The organism is Sphingomonas sp. Leaf412, from assembly GCF_001425405.1.
Lineage (GTDB): Bacteria > Pseudomonadota > Alphaproteobacteria > Sphingomonadales > Sphingomonadaceae > Sphingomonas.
Genome location: NZ_LMQP01000001.1, coordinates 518,619 through 536,640 on the forward strand (window position 1 = coordinate 518,619; position 18,022 = coordinate 536,640).

23 protein-coding genes are annotated in these 18,022 nt (G+C 71.0%); 12 read left to right on the top strand and 11 right to left on the bottom strand.

Translation table 11 applies throughout. The features are described from left to right. The 5 genes from ASG29_RS02360 to ASG29_RS16950 all read left to right on the top strand — a co-directional run. Nucleotides 1-587: NAD-dependent epimerase/dehydratase family protein (locus ASG29_RS02360; protein WP_156457881.1), on the top strand; the 587-nt coding region annotated here is incomplete at its 5' end. Next, complete coding sequence (locus tag ASG29_RS02365) at nt 575-1,402, top strand: MBL fold metallo-hydrolase (RefSeq protein WP_055979553.1); 828 nt, start codon at nt 575-577, stop codon at nt 1,400-1,402. The genes ASG29_RS02360 and ASG29_RS02365, both read left to right, overlap by 13 nt. After that, on the top strand, nt 1,384-2,529 hold the full coding sequence (locus ASG29_RS02370; protein ID WP_055979557.1) for a hypothetical protein: 1,146 nt from the start codon (nt 1,384-1,386) through the stop codon (nt 2,527-2,529). Before ASG29_RS02365 ends, ASG29_RS02370 begins: the two co-directional genes overlap by 19 nt. Continuing rightward, entirely contained in the window at nt 2,526-3,632 is a 1,107-nt protein-coding gene (locus ASG29_RS02375) for a GNAT family N-acetyltransferase (protein WP_055979563.1), read from the top strand. The genes ASG29_RS02370 and ASG29_RS02375 overlap by 4 nt, the downstream gene beginning before the upstream one ends. Beyond that, nucleotides 3,629-4,603: a Rieske 2Fe-2S domain-containing protein gene (locus tag ASG29_RS16950; RefSeq protein ID WP_055979567.1), complete on the top strand. Its 975-nt coding sequence runs from the start codon at nt 3,629-3,631 to the stop codon at nt 4,601-4,603. The genes ASG29_RS02375 and ASG29_RS16950 overlap by 4 nt, the downstream gene beginning before the upstream one ends. Here the strand turns inward: ASG29_RS16950 and ASG29_RS02385 are convergent. The 4 genes from ASG29_RS02385 to ASG29_RS02400 form a co-directional block, all read right to left on the bottom strand. Then, on the bottom strand, nt 4,579-5,832 hold the full coding sequence (locus ASG29_RS02385) for a CoF synthetase (RefSeq protein WP_156457841.1): 1,254 nt from the start codon (nt 5,830-5,832) through the stop codon (nt 4,579-4,581). The genes ASG29_RS16950 and ASG29_RS02385 overlap by 25 nt on opposite strands. Nucleotides 5,833-5,872: 40 nt before the next feature. Continuing rightward, nucleotides 5,873-6,727, bottom strand: coding sequence for a hypothetical protein (locus ASG29_RS02390; protein ID WP_055979571.1), 855 nt, complete (start codon nt 6,725-6,727; stop codon nt 5,873-5,875). A 74-nt stretch (nt 6,728-6,801) separates the two neighbouring features. Beyond that, nucleotides 6,802-7,317, bottom strand: a complete 516-nt coding sequence (locus ASG29_RS02395; protein ID WP_055979575.1) for a hypothetical protein — start codon at nt 7,315-7,317, stop codon at nt 6,802-6,804. A gap of 101 nt (nt 7,318-7,418) precedes the next feature. Further along, on the bottom strand, nt 7,419-7,712 hold the full coding sequence (locus ASG29_RS02400) for a hypothetical protein (protein ID WP_055979578.1): 294 nt from the start codon (nt 7,710-7,712) through the stop codon (nt 7,419-7,421). A gap of 182 nt (nt 7,713-7,894) precedes the next feature. On the opposite strand from ASG29_RS02400, the gene ASG29_RS02405 reads away from it, so the two are divergent. The 5 genes from ASG29_RS02405 to ASG29_RS02420 all read left to right on the top strand — a co-directional run bounded on the left by ASG29_RS02405 (nt 7,895) and on the right by ASG29_RS02420 (nt 10,197). Continuing rightward, nucleotides 7,895-8,524 (top strand): hypothetical protein, encoded by a 630-nt coding sequence (locus ASG29_RS02405; protein ID WP_055979582.1) that lies wholly within the window; start codon nt 7,895-7,897, stop codon nt 8,522-8,524. Between the two features lie 111 nt (nt 8,525-8,635). Then, a complete protein-coding gene (locus ASG29_RS16270) occupies nt 8,636-8,944 on the top strand; it encodes a hypothetical protein (RefSeq protein ID WP_235532734.1) in 309 nt (102 codons plus the stop codon). A 36-nt stretch (nt 8,945-8,980) separates the two neighbouring features. Beyond that, nucleotides 8,981-9,292, top strand: a complete 312-nt coding sequence (locus tag ASG29_RS02410) for a hypothetical protein (protein ID WP_156457842.1) — start codon at nt 8,981-8,983, stop codon at nt 9,290-9,292. A gap of 114 nt (nt 9,293-9,406) precedes the next feature. Continuing rightward, the gene (locus tag ASG29_RS02415) at nt 9,407-9,712 is read left to right on the top strand and encodes a hypothetical protein (RefSeq protein WP_156457843.1); all 306 of its coding nucleotides are present in this window, start codon (nt 9,407-9,409) and stop codon (nt 9,710-9,712) included. Between the two features lie 98 nt (nt 9,713-9,810). Continuing rightward, on the top strand, nt 9,811-10,197 hold the full coding sequence (locus ASG29_RS02420; protein WP_200932342.1) for a hypothetical protein: 387 nt from the start codon (nt 9,811-9,813) through the stop codon (nt 10,195-10,197). Here the strand turns inward: ASG29_RS02420 and ASG29_RS02425 are convergent. Genes ASG29_RS02425 through sctU form a run of 7 tightly spaced genes read right to left on the bottom strand, consistent with a single transcriptional unit; the run spans nt 10,182 to nt 14,784 of the window. Continuing rightward, nucleotides 10,182-10,526, bottom strand: a complete 345-nt coding sequence (locus ASG29_RS02425) for a LuxR C-terminal-related transcriptional regulator (RefSeq protein WP_055979590.1) — start codon at nt 10,524-10,526, stop codon at nt 10,182-10,184. The two genes, ASG29_RS02420 and ASG29_RS02425, sit on opposite strands and share 16 nt — an antisense overlap. Beyond that, nucleotides 10,523-11,299 carry a type III secretion system export apparatus subunit SctT gene (sctT, locus tag ASG29_RS02430; protein ID WP_055979593.1) on the bottom strand — a complete coding sequence of 259 codons (777 nt, stop codon included), beginning with the start codon at nt 11,297-11,299 and terminating at the stop codon, nt 10,523-10,525. Before sctT ends, ASG29_RS02425 begins: the two co-directional genes overlap by 4 nt. A gap of 1 nt (nt 11,300) precedes the next feature. Continuing rightward, a complete protein-coding gene (gene sctS / locus ASG29_RS02435) occupies nt 11,301-11,570 on the bottom strand; it encodes a type III secretion system export apparatus subunit SctS (protein WP_055979596.1) in 270 nt (89 codons plus the stop codon). After that, nucleotides 11,567-12,274 (bottom strand): EscR/YscR/HrcR family type III secretion system export apparatus protein, encoded by a 708-nt coding sequence (locus tag ASG29_RS02440; RefSeq protein WP_055979599.1) that lies wholly within the window; start codon nt 12,272-12,274, stop codon nt 11,567-11,569. The genes sctS and ASG29_RS02440 overlap by 4 nt, the downstream gene beginning before the upstream one ends. Nucleotides 12,275-12,279: 5 nt before the next feature. After that, nucleotides 12,280-13,308: a FliM/FliN family flagellar motor switch protein gene (locus ASG29_RS02445; RefSeq protein ID WP_055979602.1), complete on the bottom strand. Its 1,029-nt coding sequence runs from the start codon at nt 13,306-13,308 to the stop codon at nt 12,280-12,282. Beyond that, nucleotides 13,308-13,631, bottom strand: a complete 324-nt coding sequence (gene fliO, locus ASG29_RS02450; RefSeq protein ID WP_055979605.1) for a flagellar biosynthetic protein FliO — start codon at nt 13,629-13,631, stop codon at nt 13,308-13,310. The genes ASG29_RS02445 and fliO overlap by 1 nt, the downstream gene beginning before the upstream one ends. A gap of 1 nt (nt 13,632) precedes the next feature. Continuing rightward, on the bottom strand, nt 13,633-14,784 hold the full coding sequence (gene sctU, locus ASG29_RS02455) for a type III secretion system export apparatus subunit SctU (RefSeq protein WP_055979608.1): 1,152 nt from the start codon (nt 14,782-14,784) through the stop codon (nt 13,633-13,635). 487 nt (nt 14,785-15,271) lie between these two features. On the opposite strand from sctU, the gene ASG29_RS02460 reads away from it, so the two are divergent. Both ASG29_RS02460 and ASG29_RS02465 read left to right on the top strand, forming a co-directional pair. Further along, the gene (locus tag ASG29_RS02460; protein WP_055979611.1) at nt 15,272-16,006 is read left to right on the top strand and encodes a lytic transglycosylase domain-containing protein; all 735 of its coding nucleotides are present in this window, start codon (nt 15,272-15,274) and stop codon (nt 16,004-16,006) included. Next, nucleotides 16,003-18,018, top strand: coding sequence for a flagellar biosynthesis protein FlhA (locus ASG29_RS02465; RefSeq protein WP_082515563.1), 2,016 nt, complete (start codon nt 16,003-16,005; stop codon nt 18,016-18,018). Before ASG29_RS02460 ends, ASG29_RS02465 begins: the two co-directional genes overlap by 4 nt. The last annotated feature ends 4 nt before the right edge of the window (nt 18,019-18,022 follow it).

Genomic DNA, 18,022 nt, shown 5'->3' on the forward strand with positions numbered 1-18,022 from the left:
TCCGCGAGGGCGATTCCCCCGCGCGCCGCTGGGCCAATCATTACGCCGCGACCAAATGGCAGGCGGAGGCGGCGGTTCGCGACGCGGGGATCGCGGCGACGATCGTGCGCCCGCATGCGATCGTCGGCCCGGACGATCGCGTCCTGCTCCCGCGCCTGCTGCGCGCGGTACGGACCGGACGCGTGCCCCTGCCGGCGGGCGGGACGGCGCGGGTCGAATTGACCGACGTGCGCGACGTCGCCGCCGCATTGATCGCCGCGGCCGATGCGGCCCCGACCGAGGTGAACGTGTCGGGCGGCGTCGCGCTGCCGGTGCGCGACATCGTGGCGCGGATCGCGGCGCGGCTGCGGCCGGACGCGCGCATCGTCGCCCTGCCGCGGCCCATCGCGCTGGCCGGGGCGGCGATGCTGGAGGCGATCGGGCGGATCACGGGGCGCGAGCCGGTCGTGACGCGCTACGGCATCATGGCGCTGGGCTGGTCGCGGACGTTCGACCTGTCGCATGCACGCGATGCGCTGGGGTGGATGCCGCGGATCGCCCCGATCGATGCGATCGACCATGCGCTGGACGCCCGATGCGCCGCGTGACGCTGACGCGCTTCCGCGTCGGCCATTGCCGGCATCCGCAGGCGATGACGATCCGGGGCGGACGCTGGGCCCCGGTCGCGTTTCCCGCGCTCGCGTTCCTGATCCGCCATCCGGAGGAAGGCGCGATCCTGTTCGACACGGGCTACGATCCCGCCTTCTGGCAGGCGACCCGGCCGTTTCCGGAACGATTGTACCGCTGGGCGACCCCGCCCGTCCTGCCGCCGGGGCAGGCGCTGGCGGAGCAGCTGGCGACCGCGGGGGTGGCGCCGGGGGAGGTGCGCCACCTGATCCTCTCGCATTTCCACGCCGATCACATGGCGGGGACGCATCGCTTCCCCAACGCCACGATCCACGCCGCGCGCGCGGGATGGGACGCGATGTGCCACGGCGGACGGCTGGCGAGCGTGCGGCGGGGCATGTTGCGCGCGCTGGCGCCGGGCGACCTCCTGTCGCGCATCCGCTGGTTCGAGGACGCGGCGGCGATCGCGCTGCCCGCCGATTGCGCCCCGTTCGCGACGGCGCGCGACCTGCTGGGCGACGGGTCGCTGCGGATGGTGGAGCTGCCGGGGCATTGCCCGGGGCATTGGGGGTTGGTGACCGCGCAGGACGCGGGGTTGCATTTCCTCGTCGCCGATGCGGCATGGTCGAGCGCGGCGATCCGCACCGACACGCCGCCGCCGTGGATCACGGCGACGCTGCTGGGCGACGCGGCGGCGGGGCGGGCGACGCTGCACGACCTGCACCGGCTGCGCACGCGCAATCCGGACATCCGGCTGACGCCGTCGCATTGCGCGGAATGCGCCGCCGCGCCGTGACCGGGACGGTGATCGTCACGGGCGCGCGGGCGCCGGTCGCGCTGGATGTCGCGCGGTCGTTCCGCGCGCTGGGGTGGGAGGTGCACCTGGCCGATTCGGTGCCCGCCACGGCGGCGCGATGGGCGCGCCCCGCCTTCCCGCTGCATCGTCTGCCCCCGCCGCGCCACGCGTTCGCGGCGTTCCGCGATGCGCTGGCGCGACTGATCGACGCGACGCGCGCGACGCTGATCGTGCCGACGTGCGAGGAAGTGTTCTACCTCGCCGCCGCCGCGCCGCCCGCGCCGCTGTTCGCGCCGTCGCCGGATGTCCTGCGCGCGCTCCATTCCAAGGCCGCCTTCGTCGACCTCGCCCGCGCGGCGGGGGTCGACGTCCCCGCGACGCGACGGATCGTCGACCGGACCGCCCTGGCCGGGTTGCGGCTCGACGATCTGGTGCTGAAGCCCGAATTCTCGCGCTTCGCCGCCGCGACCCTCGTGCGGCCGTCGCGGTGCGCGGCGGCGCGCCTGCGGCCGTCGCCGACGCACGCCTGGGTCGCGCAGGATATCGTTGTGGGGGAGGAATTGTGCCTGTGGACCGCGGCGCACCACGGGCGGCTGACCGGGCATGCGCTGTACCGTCCGGCGCTGCGCCACGGGCGGTCGGCGGCCTATGCTTTCGAGGCGGTGGACTGGCCGCCCGCGATCGACATGGCCGCGCGCATCGCCGCATCGTGCGCGATGACGGGGCATCTGTCGTTCGACCTGATCCGCACCCCCGACGACCGCGCCGTGCCGATCGAATGCAATCCCCGCGCGGTCAGCGGGGTGCACCTGTTCGCGGGCGATCTGACGGCCCGCGCGATCGTCGGCGAGGCGGTGCCGCCGCCGCCGCCGGGAACGCGCCGCCATTTGTCCCCCGCGATGGCGTTGCTGGGAATGCCGCAGGCGCTGGCGACGGGGCGCGCGGGCGCGTTCGCGGCGGCATGGCGCGCGGGCGCCGACGCGATCGGGCGGCCGGGCGATCGCCGGCCCGTGGCGGGCGCGATCGTCGACGCGGCGCGCTTCGCCGCCACGGGATTGACCCGCCGCCGCAGCCCGACGCGCCAGACGACCGCGGATATCGAATGGAACGGCGAGCCGATCCGGTGAGGCTGTTCGACCCTGCCGACCCCGATGCCGACTGGCCCGCGATCCCGTCGGCGGAACGCGCGTACCTGACGATGATGGCGGACGTGCGCGGGCATGTCGCCAATGTCGCCACGCGATGGCGCGCCGTGCGCACCGGGGACCGCGTCCTGCCGCTGACGGTGAACGACGGGGCGCGCGGCGACAGCTACGTCTGCACCCCGCGCGCGGCCTATGTCGATTACGCGCGCGCCGAACTGGACATCGTCGGCGTGCGCGGTGCGACGATGCTGCGCGGTATGCTGCACGGCGTCGACGCCATGCTGCGGTCGGCGCGGATCGACCGGATCGTGGGGATCGACAACTGGCTGCTGTCGACGAACCTGCACGGGGACTGGGACGGCGCGGACCTTGCCGCGATCCGCACCCGCCTGGCGGCGGCCTTTCCCGATCACGTCCTGTCGATCCGGTCGGTGGACGACTGGTCCCGACCCGCGCTCGCCGCCGCCGCGCGACGCGACGACTGGGTCATGCTGCCGTCGCGGCAGGTGTGGGTGGTCGACGACCTGCGCCACGCATGGCGGACGCGCAACCAGTACGGCAACGATCGCCGGCTGGTCGCGCGATCGGGGCTGTCGATCGGCGCGGCGGTCCCGTCGGATGCGCCGCGGATCGCGGACCTGTACCGGCGATTGTACGTCGGGAAATACAGTGCGCTGAACCCGGTGTTCACCCCCGCCTTCGTCGCCGCGACGATGGCGAGCGGACTGATCGCCTATCGCGTCGCGCGCGACGGCGCGCGCGTGATGGCGGTCGCCGGACTGATGGCGCGCGGCGGCATCGCGACGCCCCCGGTCGTCGGCTACGACACGGATCGACCGCAGGCGGAGGGACTGTACCGCATCGCGTCGTGGATGTTCATGGAGGCGGCGATGACCCGCGGACTGCGGCTGCACGGATCGGCGGGGGCCGCGCATTTCAAGCGGTTGCGCGGTGCGCGCGGGGTGATCGAATATTGGGCGATGCACGTCGGCCACCTGTCCCGCCCGCGCGCCGCCGCGATCCGCGCCTTCGCCGCACTGCTGACCCGCGTCGCGGTGCCGATGATGCGGCGCAACGGCTGGTGACATGGCCCGCCGCCATCGCCGCGGGGTGGCATCCGGTCGCGGTCGCGGGACGGCCGGGGCGACGCCCGGTCGCACGCGTCCTGCTGGACGAACCGTTGGTGGTGTTCGCCGGGCCCGGCGGCCCGGTGGTGCTGCGCGACCGATGCCCGCATCGCGGCATGCCGCTGTCGGCCGGGTGCGTGCGCGACGGCACGATCGTCTGCCCCTATCACGGCTGGGCGTTCGGCGCCGACGGGGCGTGCCGCGCGGTGCCGGGCGCACGCGCGGTCCCGGCGGTGTCGGCACAGGCGCTGCCGGTGCGGACGGCGGGCGGGCTGGTGTGGACGACGCTGGGCGACGGCGCGTTCCCCTCCCTGCCGCCCGTGTTCGACGATCCCGCGCTCGACCGCTTCTGGTGGACGCCGCGCGCATCGCACGCGCGGGTCCTGGACGCGCTGGAGAATCACCTGGATCCCGCGCATCCGCATCACGTCCACCCGTGGATCGTGCGCGCGCCCGACCGGCGGCGGCCCGCGCGCGTGACGGTGACGATCGACGCCGCGGGCGCGTGCGCCACCTATGTCGAGGATGCGCGCGCCAGCGGCCTCGTCCCCCGCCTGTTCGAGGGGCATCGCAGCACCAGCAGCGGGCGGTTGTGGCCGCCGACGATCGGGGAGGTGTCGTTCGCGGGGCCGCGCGGCCTGCGCCTGTCCATCGCGGTCGTGTTCGTGCCCGAACGCGACGGCACGACGCGCCCCTACGCGCATTTCGCGACGCCGCTCGGGACAATGCCCGCGTGGCTGAAACGCTGGATGCTGAAGGCGTTCCACCTGCCCATCCTGGCGCAGGACCGCCGCGTCCTGGCGCGGCAGGCGACGCGGGCGGGGCCCTATGCGGTCGGGCCGCTCGACTTCCTCGGCCCCGCGATCTGGGGCTTCGCCAACGGCACGCCCCCGCCGCCGGGCCGCTACGAGGCGGAGATGCTGCTGTGATCCGGCCGCCAGTCGCGGCGGACGCGGCGCAGCTTCGTCGCGTCCGTGGCGGGGATGCCGTGGGTGACCGCGACCGCGGCGGCCGCCCCGACCCGCTCGATCGCGCGGGTCAGCGCCGCCTGCACCGCCACCGCGTCGCGCCCCGGCGGGATCGCCGCCGCGATCGCCGCCGCGCCGGTCTGCACGATGCGGAAATCGTCGATGCGCGGGTCGGCGTCGAGCAAGGCGTTGCGCAGCACGTCGGGCGTGACGATCGCGTCGCCGATCAGGAACAGGTCGTCGCGCCGCCCCTCCACCGCCGCGACCGCCTGCATCGCCGATCCGCACGCGCATCGTTCGTCGTCCAGCCGCAGCAGGTCGTTCATCCGGTACCGCACCATCGCCTGCGCGCGGCGGGTGAAATCGGTCACGACCGGCTGCACTAGTCCGCCCGCCGCGGCCTCCCATTCGAACGCGACGACGTCTTCGGCCAGGTGCAGCGTCCCGTGGGCGCACGATACGCCGAGCAACCCCTCCGTCGCCATGTAGATCTGGCGCAGCGGCCGCGCCGTCGCGGCCTCGATCGCGGGCACGTCGACGGGATCGAGCACCTCCGCGGCGCTGAACGCGGTCGTGCCGCGCACGATCAGCCCGCGCGTCGCCAGCGCGCGCAGCACCTTGGGCGGCGCGACGATCGTGTCGGGCGCGAAGGCGGCGAAGCGCTCCGCCCAGCGATCGATCCCCTCGGCCAGGTCGAACAGCCCCAGCGTCACCCGGCTGCCCCCGCCCGCCGCCGCATAGAGCCGCGAGAAGCCGGGCAGCGCCAGCGCGACGCGGTGCCGCCGCCACAGCGCGTCGGGAAGCGCCTTCGCCAGCAACGTGCCGAGCCAGACGTAGCGCTCCGCATCGTCCACGACGAAATAGCCGCGATTCCCGCTGGTCCCCGTGCTGTGCCCGATCGCGAGGTCGCCGATCCGGTTCTCGCCGCGCATCAACACGTCGCGCACCGTATCGAGCGCGATGCCCGCGCGATTCATCGCCGCGAAATGGTCCAGCAGCACCTGCTTGTCGACGATCGGCCAGCGATCGGGACGCGCCGGGTCGATGCCGCGGTAGAAGGGGATGGCGCGCGCCAGGTGATGGCCCAGCCGCGCCATGGCCCGGGCGCGATGCGCGTCGATCGCGGCACGATCGCGCATCCGCGCCATGCGCAGGCGGGCGACGACATAGGCACGCGCCGCGATCGCCATCCCGCTCAGCATCGGATGGCCGCGCGACGGGACCGGGCGGTCAGAGCGGCTCGCGCCGGTCGACGCGGTACAGCATCTCGGCGCCGAACGCGCGGACCGCGGCGCGCAGGTTCGCGTCGGAATTGGGATCGCGCGCGATGACCTGGATCGTCCGGAACGCCGCCTCGCCGTGTCGCTTGCTGGCGAACAGCGGCGTCGCCGCCTCGGGCACGACCGTCTCCGCCCCCGGCCAGCGCGCGAGGCAGGCGAGCCCGGTGACGGTCGCGCGCAGTTCGTCGGCGGGAATGTCGGTGCGGTTCAGCGTCGATTGCGTGCGGAAATCGCCCGGATAGTCGCGCGTGAATTCCTCCACCACCGCCGCCTGCGTCCCCGGATCGGCGGACGTCGGGGTGCGGCACGTGGCGGCCTGGCGCGCGGCATAGCCCGGCGCGCCGTCCGCCTCCGCGACGACCGCGGCGGGCATCGCGTCGAGCAGGCGCATCTTCCCGCTGTCCCACCCGAACCGCACCGGCGGGCCGCCCTGCGCGGTCGCGGGCATCGTCACGACGAAGCCGGTGCGCGTCGCCGCCGCGCGCGCCTGCCCGGCGCAGGTGCCGAACGGCTCGCTCGCTTCCGGTGCCGCGCCCGTTCCCGTGGCGACGACGACGAAGCGCGACGGGCATTGCCCGGCGGCGTCGCCGCGGACGAGGTGATAGGTGACGCGACCCGCCGGATAGCTGCCGATCACCGACAGCCGGTCGACCAATTGCGCGCCGAACGGGCGGGACAGGATCGTCTTGCCGGCGGCGATGGCCTGTTCGTTGCCCGAACTGACGATCGCCACCCGGCGCTGCGCCGCGACGGACGGGGCGAGGACGAGCGCGGCGGCGGTGATGGCGAGCAGGGCACGGGTCACGGCGTCATTCTCCCGACGAAACGATCACGGCATCAAATCGTGCGGGTGGCGCGTGGTTCCCGGCGCTTGGCGGATCAGCCGTTGCCGCGCGCGAAGCTGCCCGCCGCCGCCTCCAGCCGCGCGACGACGCCGTCGATGCCGTCGATGCCGTCGCCCGCGGGCGCGGCGGCGGCGCTGTCGAGCGCCGCGGAAAGCCCCGCCACCTGCCGCTCGCCATCCGCGCCCGACAGGCCCGCGGCCTGCACCATCGCCCCGCGCGCCACGCCTTCCAGCGCGCGGCGCAGGTCGCCTTCCTGCGTCGGCGTCGCACCGAAGCGCACGGACAGGTCGCGCGCGATCTGGTTCAGGCCGTAGACGTCGCCGCGCTGCGCCAGCACGCCACGATCGGGCACGAAGCCATCCGCTTCCCCGGCGCGCGCGGTCCAGGCGGCACTGCCGTTCGCCTCGCCACCCGCGGCGGCGACCCAGCCGAGCACGCGATGCCCGATGTTGCCGATCGCCTGCGCCGCGGCGGACCCGGCACTCGTCGTCGCGTCACCGGCCAGCGGCGACAGCGGCGCAAGGGGTGACAGGCGGTCGATAGCGGTCATCGATCAATCCTCGGTGCGGCCCGACGACATATCGGGCGCGCATCCTGTATGGGGGACGCCGCACCCCCGCACCATAATCGAACCGACTAGCGACGCGGCGGTCACAGTCCCGCGCGCGCGCACAGCGCGTACAATCGCCGGACCTGCGGATGGTCGCGGCCATATGCCGCCGCGGCCTGCCGGCGGTGCGCGCAGGTCTGCCGCGTTCGCGGGCTGACGGCGCGACGCTGCGCCCCGCCGCGGTGACGGTTCACGGTCGAATCGCGCAGCACCCGTTCGCGCACCTGTCGCGCCGAATCGTTCAACGATTCGGAGTAGGGCTGGAATTCCTGCGCCGCGACGGCCCGTGCAGACAGGGCGACGACGGCGGCGATGATCGCGATCCTCGATTTCATGACCGTGCTCCCGACGACCCTGCATAATCGATGGGAGCGCGCATGCTAAGCGAAACGACTAGGCGGTCTAGTCGGAACGCTGAGCGCGAAGGTCGCAGGCACGCGCCATAAAGGATGGGCAGCGTCGGGATGCGGCGCACTGGCGAAGGCCCATGACGGGCCGGCAATCAGGAGGAATTCCCATGCTTTCGTTCAACGCCTTCAATCCGACCACGCTCATCGCCACCGCGGCGCTCGGCCCCGCAGGCGGGATCGCGGCGCAACTGGCATCGCAGGTCTTCTCCAAGGTCGGCCAGCAGATGATCCAGCAGATGGGTCAGAACCTGGGCCTGCCGCAGTCGGCGATCGACGTGGCGCAGGCTTCGTTCGCAGGGTCGCACGGTGATATCCAGGGGCTCGCCGGCAACCTGACGCAGGGCGTCGAGGGTGCGATCGAGGAGGCTGGCTTGGCCTCGGGCGCCTCGCCTCACGACATCGCGGACCAGCAGCGGGCAACGCAGGACTTCATCCGCGACACCTTGGATCGGATGGGTCAAAGTGACGAATTCAAGGATGCAAAGGCAAGCCGTGGGAAATCCGGTTCGGCGGGCGGCCAAGGCTGGCTGATGGCAATGGCCAAGGTTCTTGGTTCGCAGCTCGATCAGCTTGGCGACCAGATGACGAGCATGTCCAAGCGCATCACGAAGGATACACCGGGTCTGACAGCCGAATTCGGCGTGGTGTCGCAGCAATTCAACATGCTTATGAACGCGACCAGCACCGCCATCAAGACGGTCGGTGAAGCAATGGGCCGCATGGCGTCGAAGCAGTAAAACCGGTCAGCGGGTGTTCACCCCCTAACGCTAATATACGTGGGTCGGATCGGAAACGGTCCGACCCTTCCAACGTTATGGCACCATAAATTAGTCGAAAGGAACCTTCCGATGCTGAAAGTTCTGATGACCATCGCTGTTGTCGCTGTAACTCCGTTGCCTGCCGCAGCCCAGGACGGCGGCGGCGCCATCGACCTCGGCCAGCTGGCACGCACGCAGACGCAGGCCTCCATGATGCAGGGCCATGCCGAACGCGACGGTGCACGGCAAGCGGTGCGCGGTCCGAACGGAGTGGCGCTTGGTTCTCGAGCACGCGCCTATTGCGAGGACTATCCCAATGTCCGCAACCGTTTGGGCGCACGCGATCCGCGCGCGATGCGGCTTGCCGCCGCTTGTCGACAGGCAGGCTATCGATACTGATCCGGGCAGCTCTGCCCGATGACGGGAGACGCTTCGATGCGCATGCTGATATCGCTCGTCCTCGTCGTCACTGGCGCAACTCAGGCCGGCGCACAGGATTACGACCCGTCGATGGCGGCGTACGACAGCATGAGCCAGCAGCAGTTCCGTACCCAGCAGTCGCAGATCGAAGCGATGGCGCTGCGCAAGGTCATCGATCGCAACAATGGGCGCAGGATCGCACGAACCGGCGCCACACGGCAGCAGGTGGCCGCGTGCAATGGCAAAGCCCGGCTCAGGGCGGAATATTGCGCCGATAATCCGAAGGTGCGCCGGCTTTACGGCCTATGCCGGTCGATCGGCCGTTGATGAGCGCACCCTGTGCGGCATCGAAGGCAGGCGTTGGGCAATCGGGAGCCGACAACCGTGCGGTCCGACCTTCGTTCTGACTGAGAATATACCGAAATTGAAGGGATGCGTTTGATGACGGTCACGACCAAGATGGCGACCCTGATCGTATCGCTCTTCGCCATTCCGGTTTGTGCGCAGGATATGCCCGGCGCGATGAGCGTCACGGACATGGGCCGCACGATGGTGCTGACCGGACAAAATCAGGGCTACATCGATCGTGCCCGCGGGAAATCCCCGAGTGAGTCACGCGAAGTCCTGTCGCCGCGCTCGCGCGCCTATTGCGAGGCGTTCCCTTCGTATCGCAGCCGCTACGGCGCGAAAGATGCGCGTGTCACCCGTCTTGCCGCGGCATGCCGGCGGGCCGGTTACCGATACTGATCGGCGTTCACGACCCATCACATTTCGCAACGTGTCGCAACGTTGCGGCCGGCCATCGCACCGATTCTGTCGAGAGCCGTCGCAACGCAGAGTGGCCCATGAGTAGGTTCGTGACGACGATCGCCATTCTCACGGCCGGTTCGGCGCCCGCGATCGCGCAGGACATGGGCGGCGCCGTCGACCTGGGCGCGTTGTCGCGGACGCAGGTTCAGTCCGCCACCGCGCGCGGCTATGCCGAACGCGGCGGCGCAGCGTCGACGACGCGCGGCCCCAACGGCGTCGTCATCAGCGCCCACGCGCGCGCCTGTTGCGAGGATTATCCGAACGTGCGCAGCCGTCTGGGCAAGGGCGACGCACGGGTCGTGCGGCTGGTCGCCGCGTGTCGACAGGCGGGATACCGGTACTTTGCGCCCGTATCTGTCGGGCCCGTAGGCGGTCGATCGACGCGGCCCGTCGCCCCGTCCGCGGTTCAATCCGCGGGGTAGAACAGCAGCCCCGCCAGCGCGGCGAGTTCGCGCATGCCGTCCAGTTCCAGCTTGCGCGCCACGTTCGACAGATGGACGCGCACGGTGTTGTCCGAAATCAGCAGCAGCGTCGCGATGTCCGCGTTCGACCGGCCCCAGCCCAGGAAGCGGATGCATGTCAGCTCCATCGGCGTCAGGCGCAGCAATGCCGCGCGATGCCGCGTCGGCACGCGCGCCGCCTCCACCATATGTTCGCCCAGCGCCACGGGCGCAGGCCCGCCCGGAAGCGCGTCGGCGCGGCGCAGCAGGTCCGCGATCGCGGCCAGCCGGTCGTCCTCCACGTCGGTCACGTCGCCAGCCCGGTCAGGATCGCGCGGATCACCCCCGGCCGCGCCGCCATGTCGCGCAGGATCGCGGTGACGTAGCTGCCCAGCAGGAGCAGCAGGACGAACGTCGCCGCGAACGCCTTCAGCGACATCGACAGGGTGAAGACGTTCAGTTGCTGCGCAAACCGGTTCATCAGGCCCAGCCCCGCGTCGATCAGGAACAGCACGGTCAGCACCGGCGCGGCGAACAGCGTCGCCAATACCATCAACCGCCCGAACTCGCCCTCGAACAGCGCGAGGCTGCCGCCCGTCAGCACCGGCATCGGCGCTGCGATCGGCCAGATGGCGTAGCTTTCCATCATCACGCGCAGCAACAGCGACAATCCCCCGCCCGCGATGAACACCACGCTGGCCAGCCGCCCCAGGAACGCGCCGTTCAGCGACGTCTGGTGCCCCGACAGCGGATCGACGACCTGCGCCAGCGTCGCGCCGACCTTCGTGTCGATGATGTTCCCCGCCGCTTCCAGCGCCCACAGGACGGAGCCGAAGAAGAACCCGATGACGAGGCCGACGAACACCTCCTTCAACATGATCGTCGCCCATTGCGCCGGGCCGAGGAGCGACGGGTCGAGCGGCGGCTGGAGCGCGAGGCTGACGAGGCCGAGCGAGACGAAGATGGAATTGCGCACCAGCGCGGGCACGGTCTCGGTCGAGAACATCGGCAGCAGCAGGAACGTCGCCGCGACCCGTGCGGTCGCGACGCCCAGCAGCAGGATCTGGTCCGCCCAGCCGCCCACCCTATTTGCGGATCATCGCGGGGAATTCGGTGAAGATGCGATCGCTGAACCGGTACAGCGACCCGCCCAGCAGCGCGGCCGTCAGGAACAGGGTCAGCACGATCGCGAAGAACTTCACCGTATATTGCAGCGTCTGCTCCTGCACCTGCGTCGCGGCCTGGATCACCGCCACGATCAGGCCCGCGACCGCCGCGACGATGATCGGCGGCGCGGACAGGACGAGCACCAGCCACAGCGCATCGTTGGTCAGGCTGAGGAAGTCGCCGTTCATACGTAACTCAGCACCAGCCCGTGCGCGAGCTTCACCCAGCCGTCGACCAGGACGAACAGCAGCAGCTTGAATGGAAGGGAGATCGTCGTCGGCGACAGCATCATCATCCCCATCGCCAGCAGGATGTTCGAGATGACGAGGTCGATGACCAGGAACGGCAGGAAGATCAGGAAGCCGACCTGGAACGCCAGGCTCAGCTCGCGCACGACGAAGGCGGGGATGACGACGATGAAGTCGCGCTCCGTCATCTCCGCCGCGCGATTGGGATCGCCGACGCGCTGCGCGGTCTTCAGGAAGAAGCCGCGCTCCGTCGGGGAACTGTGCTTCAGCAGGAATCCGCGCAACGGCTCCTTCCCCGCATCGACCGCGTTCAGCATGGTGTTGGTGGACGACAGGACGCCGGGGCCGCCGGGCGCGCCGCCGGGCATCGGCATCGACTGCTCGATCCCCGCGGTCGGCCCCTGCGCGATCGCGGCCTGCATCTGCTGCCCGACGGGATACATGACGTACAGCGTCAGGATCAGCGACAGGCCGTTCAGGACGATGTTGGGCGGCACCTGCTGCAACCCCAGCGCATTGCGCAACAGGCTGAGCACCACCACGATCTTCGTGAAGCTGGTCACCATCACCGCGAAGAACGGCGCGATGGCGAGCGCGATGACGACGACGAGCGCGGAGCCCGGCGTGAAGGTCGACAGGTCCATGGATATCAGTCCCCCGCGCCTGCGCTCGTCCCGATCCGGTCGAACAGGACGCCGAACCCCTCGCCCACCGCGACCAGCTCGCCGCCGCCGATCGGGGTATCGCCCGCGATCACCCGGACGCGCAGCGTGCCTCCCGTCTGCGGCACCGGCAGGACGCTGCCCGCGGCCAGCCCCGCGATGTCGCGTGCCGACAACAGGCCGCCGTCGATCTCGATCCGGGTCGGCATCGTCATCGCCTCCCAATCCTTCGGTGCATCCGCGGCGGGCACGGGGTCCGCGTCGTGCGGCGACGGGCCGGGCGGCGGCACGAGGTCTTCCTGCAACGTCATGCTTCCCTTCGATGGTTCGATCCGGCCGACGAACGGCATGTCGCGGCCGGAGATGGTGATACGCGCCGACAACGGCCCGATGCCGAGCAGCAGCAGGTCGCCGTGCCCGATCGTGGCGATGCGCGCGGCGGAAAGGGCGGGCGCGGGAAACGCCGCGGTCCAGCGCGTGCGCAATGTGGACAGCAGCGCGGGCGGGGCGGGCGGGAGCGGCGATTCGGCGACGTCGCCGTCGGCGGGCAACGCGACCAGCAGGCGGTGGCGGATCGTGTGGCGCGAACAGGCCGCGTCCAGCCGCAGCTGGATGAAGTCGCCCGGGACCGCGGTGACCAGCGTCGCGGGGCGCAGGTCGTCGCCCACCGCGCTTTCCAGCGCGGCGAGCAGCGGCTCGATCGACGGCAGCAGGCGGGCCGCGAGCGCGGGATCGGGCACGCCGTCCCCGCCCGACAGCCGCATCAGCTCACCGTCGACCAGCAACGGCGCGACGAACACCTGCCGCCGCCCCGCCGCGAACCCGATCCACGCACCCGCCGCGCGCTGATCGCGGGCGAAGGCGACGCGCGCGGTCAGCGACAGGTCGCCCGCGCGACGCGCGTTCAGCGCGGCGATCAGCTGCGTCTGTCGATCGGCCCGTCCGGCGTCCAGCGCGCGCAACCGGTCGCGCAGCGGCATGGGGCGTTCGCGGTGCGGCGACGACGGCGGCGGCATCAGGATCGCGGCTCCGCGGCCACGGGCGCACCCGCGTCGCGTGCGTCGCCCCAGTTGCGCAGCAGCGTGACCGATCCGCCCGCCACGCCGATCAGCATCAATTCGCCCTCCGCCTCGACCAGCATCAACCGCTCGCGCTGCCCCACCGCCAGCGCGCGGACGAAGCGCAGCTGGCGATCGGGCGCGCCCTCGCGCCCGCCCAGCCCGCGATCCTGCCACCGGCGCAGGAACCTCAGGCACACGTAGGCGAGCCCCAGCACGATCGCGAGTGCGATCACCATGCCGATGAGGCCCGTCACCGCGGTGCCGATCGTCGAATCCATGTCAGCTCGTCTCCAGTCGTCGGTCTGCGCCCAAATCGTGGTGCTGCGGCGCCTCGCCGCTGCGCACCTTCTTCGCCCACAGGATGATCTGCGCGATCGCCTCGAACATGTCGCGCGGCACGATGTCCTCGACCACCGCATCCTCGTACAGCTTGCGCGCGACGGCGACGTGACGGACGATCGGCACGCCCGCCTCCTCCGCCGCCTCGCGCATCGCCTGCGCCAGCGGGCCTTCGCCCTTCGCCGCGACGACGGGAACGGGGGCGCCGTCCGGGTCGTAGTCGATCGCGATCGCGATATGCGTGGGGTTCACCACCAGAACGTTGGCGCCGCGCGCCGCGCCGACCGCGTTCTGGTTCGCCCATTCCTCGTGCAGCTGGCGGCGGTTGCCCTTTATCATCGGGTCGCCCTCGTTGTCCTTATGCTCCTGCCGGATGTCGCGCATGCTCATCCGCATCTTCTTCATGAAGCTGTGCTTCTGCCATGCGAGGTCGAGCACCGCGACGACGACGAACACCGCGAAGGTCCACAGCAACGCCTGCCGGACCAGCGCGCCGGTATAGCCCAGGACGGAGGCGGCGGCGGCGCGGCCGTCGCTCTGCGCCGCGGGCTGGAGCAGCGGCCCGGTACGCTCGACGATCTCGCCCAGCGACCCTTTCAGGATCAGCCAGATGACGAAGACGATCAGCATCGCCTTGGCCAGCGTCTTCAGCAGCTCGACGACGTTGTCGAGGCTGAACATCTTCTTCAGCCCCTCGACCGGGTTCAGCTTTTCCAGGCTCGGCTTCATCTTCTCGGTCGTGAAGACCCCGCCGCCCTGGAGGAATTCGACCAGCGTGCCCGCCACCGCGGCAGGGATCAGCGCGACCGCGCAGATCGCGAGCAGCGCCCACAGCGCGTTCCAGCCCAGGCCGCTCGCGGCGACCGCGAACGATCCGCCGGCGGCGACCAGGTGAAAGCTTTCCTGGAACAGCGCGGCGATCCGCGCGCCCGCGAACCCGGCGCCGAAGATGAAGACGACCAGCCACACGAACAGCGTGACTGTCGCGGTCACGTCCTTCGACTTCGCGACGTCGCCCTTGCGGCGGGCGTCCGCCAGCCGCTTGGGGGTCGGTTTCTCGGTCTTGTCGCCGCCGTCGTTCTTACCGGCCACGTCCCACTCCCGCGCGCGCCGACGCCGTGCGGGATCGCGGGATCCCGTGGCGTGCGGCCATCGTGCCGGGGTGTCTCGTCACTGTCACCCGCGCACCTGCAAGGTGCGAAGACGTCCGATCGCAGGACCCTTATTGCGTATCCGACAGCAACAATGTCGCGTTTCCGATGATGCGAGTCAACCGACCGCCCCGGCGGCGGGCGTCGGCAAAGTGTCATCGAACGGCCCGATAGATGTGACCAGGAAGGTGGCGAACCGCCGTCTTTCCCGGTGTTTGCGATCATGTCGCGATCGTGATCCCGCGCCGCAATGCCGCCACAATCCACGACAAGCCGTGACAATAGCAGGACCAGGCGAACGAATGACGGGTAGTATGTGATGAAGTGTTTCGCCATCCTTGAATGGTCGGGCGTTTCGTCACGCCGACCGCAGGACCCCATTTGCCGCACGCCCCGTCCCTCCGGCGGGGTGCAGAGGAGCAATCGGGATGTCGGATAACATCGACACGACGAAGGACGTTGGACGGGCGCGTCGCCGCCGCACGGCGATCGCCGCGACGATCCTGGCGGGGATCGCCCCTGCCGCCGCCGCGCAATCGGTCGATTGCGGCGCCGCGGGCATCGGCGCGCGGTTCAGCGAGGCGACGCGGATGTGCGCGGCCGTCACACCCGCCGCCGCCCCCGTCGCGACCGCGGTGGCGGTGGCGGAACCCGCGAACGTGTCGGTCAGCATGCCCGGCTATCGCCGCCGCCTCGCCGCCGCGGTCGGCCAGGTACGCCGCCGTGGCGGATCGTCCGCGCCGGACGCGCTGGTAGTCGCGATCGGCCGGCAATATCGCATCGATCCGCATCTGCTGTCCGCGATGGTCGCGACCGAGAGCGCGGGCAATCCCAATGCCGTCTCGCGCAAGGGCGCGCTGGGCGTGATGCAGGTGATGCCGGGCACCGCGCGCAGCATGGGGGTCCGCGATCCGTCCGCGCTGCTGGGCAACCGCCCGCTCGCGCTGGCGACCGGGGCCAGGTATCTGAAGCATCTGCAAGGCCGGTTCGGCAACAACGTGCCGCTGGTCGTCGCCGCCTACAACGCCGGGCCCGGCGCGGTGCAGAAATACCGCGGCGTCCCGCGCTATCGCGAGACGCAGGGCTATGTCCGCGACGTCATGGGTCGCTATGCCGCGGGCCGTGGCGCGGCCGCGGGAGCTGCCCCAGGAGCTGCACAGTGAGCGTCCAGACCTATCTGGCGTCCAGCGGGACTCCCGCGCGGCTGGGCTTCGCCGCGCGCTTCGCGGACATCGCGCTGGCGGCGTTCGTCGTCACGATCATCGGGGCGATGATCCTGCCGCTGCCGATGTTCCTGATCGACCTGCTGGTCGCGGTGAACATCACGTTCGGCGTCATGCTGCTGCTGACGACGTTGTACGTCCGCGGGCCGCTCGATTTCTCGTCCTTCCCCGCGATCCTGCTCGTCTCGACGCTGTTCCGGCTGTCGCTGTCGATCGCGACGACGCGCATGATCCTGACCGAGGGACATGGCGGCCACATCATCCAGACGTTCGGGTCGATGGTGGCGGGCGGCAACATCGTCGTCGGCCTCGTCGTCTTCCTCATCATCACGATCGTGCAGTTCATCGTCATCGCCAAGGGCGCGGAGCGCGTGGCGGAGGTCGCCGCGCGGTTCAGCCTCGATTCGATGCCGGGCAAGCAATTGTCGATCGACAGCGACCTGCGCAGCGGCCTGATCGACAAGGACGAGGCGCGCCGCCGCCGCCGCGTGCTGGAACTGGAATCGAAGCTGCACGGCAGCCTCGACGGCGCGATGAAGTTCGTGAAGGGCGACGCCATCGCCTCGATCGTGATCGTCGTCGTCAACCTGATCGGCGGTCTCGCCATCGGCGTGATGCAGCAGGGGCTGGACCTCGGCGCCGCCACGCACAAATATTCGATCCTGACGATCGGCGAGGGGCTGGTCGCGCAGATTCCCGCGCTGCTGGGCGCGATGGCCGCGGGCCTGATGGTGACGCGCGCGACGGACGAGGACGATCCCAGCAACCTGGGCCAGACGATGCAGCGCCAGTTGTCGGGCAATCCTCGCGTCCTGATGGGCGTCGGCGCGGTCGCGTTCCTGATGGCGCTGATCCCCGGTTTCCCGGTGGCGGTATTCCTGGGCCTCGGCGCGGGCGCGATGGGGGCGGGCGCGCTGACGCATCCGCGGTTGCGCCCGATGTTGCTGAAACGCGCCGGCCCGCTGACCCGCACGCTGTCGCGCGGGCGCGAGACGCCGCCGCCCGCCACGCTGATCGCGGAGCCCGCGCTGCCCAAGCCGATCGTGCCGCTGCTGCTGGAACTGTCCGGCCCGCGTCCATCGGGCGCGGAGGGCGATGCGCTCGCCGCGGCGCTTCAGGCGATGCTGGAACGGCTGCAATATCGCTCCGGCGTCCCGTTGCCGCGACTGGCGATCCACTTCATGGCGCCCGACGCGCGCGCGGCGTGGCAGTTGCTGGCGTACGAACTGCCGGTCGGCCACGGCCTGCGCGACGACATGGACGCCGCCGCACTGGTCGCCGCGGTCGAGACGGCGTTGCGCCGCAACCTCGCGCGCTTCCTGGGCGTGCAGGAGGCGGTGGCGCTCCTCAACCGCATCGGCGACGATTATCCCGAGGTGGTGAAGGAAGCCGTCCGCGCCTTGCCCGCCGCGCGCATCGCGGAGGTCATGCGCCGCCTCGCCGAGGAGGAAGTGCCGCTGCGCAACATGCGCGACGTGCTGGAGGGCCTGACCGACGCCGCGCAGAACGAGCGCGAGACGCCGCGCCTCGCCGACATGACGCGGGTCGCGCTGAAACGCTATCTGGTCGACGCCGCCGCCCCCGACGGGGCGGTCCGCGCCTTGGTCGTCACCCCCGAGCTGGAGACGATGGTGCGCGAGGCGACGCGCGTCGTCGACGGGGCGGAACGACTGGCCATCGCGCCCGATGTCGCGCGCGACCTGGTCGCCGCGATCGCCGCCACCGCGGCGGAGACGCGCGCCAACGCGCTCGTCACCTCGTTCGAGGCGCGGCGCGCGGTGCGCAAACTGATCGAGCCCGACCTGTTCGACCTGCCGGTGCTCGCCTTCAACGAACTGTCGTCGACGAACCGGCTGGAGATGGTGGGCCAGATCGGCCTGCCGGCCGCGGGACTGGCCGGGAACGGGCAGGGCGACGATACGACCAACCAGCCGGCCATGGCGGCCGAGTGATCCC